Source organism: Faecalicatena contorta, assembly GCF_021531895.1.
GTDB lineage: Bacteria > Bacillota > Clostridia > Lachnospirales > Lachnospiraceae > JAFBIX01.
On the sequence record NZ_JAFBIX010000067.1, the window covers coordinates 1 to 1,796 of the forward strand.

The following is a 1,796-nucleotide window of genomic DNA, read 5'->3' on the forward strand; positions in this document are numbered from 1 at the left end:
ATATTATTACCGATTTATAACAGGATCTATTTTTCGAGGATACATCAATGATAAAAATTTGCAAAAGATAGATAATATTAGAGAAGAATGGGATGACATGATTTCTCCAATTAATCTGATGTTACAAGACAAATTACGTTTTGAACATCCGATTACATACCGAATATATCGTAGTTGGGATGATTTGGAAGAATATCAAATGCTTGGAATCAATAAAGCACGAATAGCGTTGGAGGGAAAAGAAAATGTTTAATTTTAATATTAACCGGAAGACCATTAATGAAATATCCACAATGTTCGAGAAACAAGATTTAATAGTTGATGATACTTATCAAAGACGTTCTGTGTGGAACGAAAAGGATAAAATACGATTAATAGAAACAATTTTATTGAATTTGATTATTCCTGAGTTGTTTTTTTGGAAAGCAGAAACTGATCCGGAAACGGGGGCATCTATTACTCATATTGTAGATGGACAGCAAAGAATAAAAGCAATTTACTCATTTGTGAATAATGAATTTAAATTAAAGTCACAGTGTTTATTAGATGAAGACGTGAAAAAACTCTATGGTAATAAATTTTTTAAGGAGTTAGATACAGAAGTAAAAAAGGAATTTTGGAATTATCAGTTAATGATTATTGATATTGATCCAAAAGCAACTCGTAGTGATATAATTAATATGTTCAACAGATTGAATTTGACAGATTATAATCTTAATGATCAAGAGAAAAGAAATAGTAAATCTGGAGAATTTGCTGCTCTAGCAAGAGAATTGTCAGATATATCCATATGGGAAGAATATCGTTTGTTTACCAACACGGATATAAAACGAATGAAGGATGTAGAATTTTGTGCATCATTAATTCTTTTGTTTAGGAAAGGAATAATAGATCAAACTGACCAAAGTGCTTTAAATCAGGCATATGAAGAATTACAGATTGAGTATAAGGATGCAGAAAGGGATAAAGATGCTGTTCTTGATGGAATCAATATTTTACCGGAGATTTTAGTTAGTGATGATATAAAGAAATTTGTAAGGAGAAAGGCACAACTATATACTTTGTTTTCCGTGATTTTTTATATGCAACGTGAAGATATATCTTTGGAAGAAGAACATAAGTTGAATTTAGAGCGATTTGTTCAGATGTATTCTGTATTTGAAAACGATATGGATTTGTCTGGGAAAATAAACGATACAGAAAAGCGGCTCTTTGATTGGCTAAAAAAATATAAGTTAGCATCATCTGAGGGATTAAATAAACACACTAATAGAATGATCAGATATAATGTAATGAAGGATTTCATGTTTGATTTTTCCGATGAGCTTATAGATGCAAGTATTACATTGTTAAATAAAATGGAAGAGGAATCTTCCAAGTAATATGCAAGGTTAATGAAAGGTTTTGAGAAATTGATAACAATATGATAACACCGTTTAGTACAGTCTATGAGCTAAGGACAGCAGAACACATATACAACCAGATAGAATCATAATACCTATACAAGACTGTATAGTTATAAGAACTCATTTGTGGGTTTGCATTGACAGAGGCTTTTCGGAGAATAACAGAAATGGTATGATTATAAAAAATTATATCAAAATGATATAGGAGAAGAAACGGATGATTTTTATGGGAAAATTAAAAGTATGGTTCGAGGATAATTTTTCTAAGGTAAAGTTTTATGATTATATTCTTTGGAAAAATTACTTATCTGTTTTGGGCATAATAAGTTCCATTGTGACTTTAATATCCTTCTTCGCAACAGCTCAGAGTATGAAGATTAATATTAGATG

2 protein-coding genes are annotated in these 1,796 nt (G+C 30.0%); both read left to right on the forward strand.

The features are described from left to right. On the forward strand, positions 1 to 253 hold a 253-nt coding region (locus tag JQM81_RS13400), incomplete at its 5' end, for a hypothetical protein (RefSeq protein ID WP_235234320.1). Next, positions 246 to 1,382: a DUF262 domain-containing protein gene (locus JQM81_RS13405; protein WP_235234322.1), complete on the forward strand. Its 1,137-nt coding sequence runs from the start codon at positions 246 to 248 to the stop codon at positions 1,380 to 1,382. The genes JQM81_RS13400 and JQM81_RS13405, both read left to right, overlap by 8 nt. The last annotated feature ends 414 nt before the right edge of the window (positions 1,383 to 1,796 follow it).

Coding starts and splice junctions, on each gene's coding strand:
- JQM81_RS13405 (WP_235234322.1), top strand. CDS start 246: ATGTTTAATTTTAATATTAACCGGAAGACCATTAATGAAATATCCACA.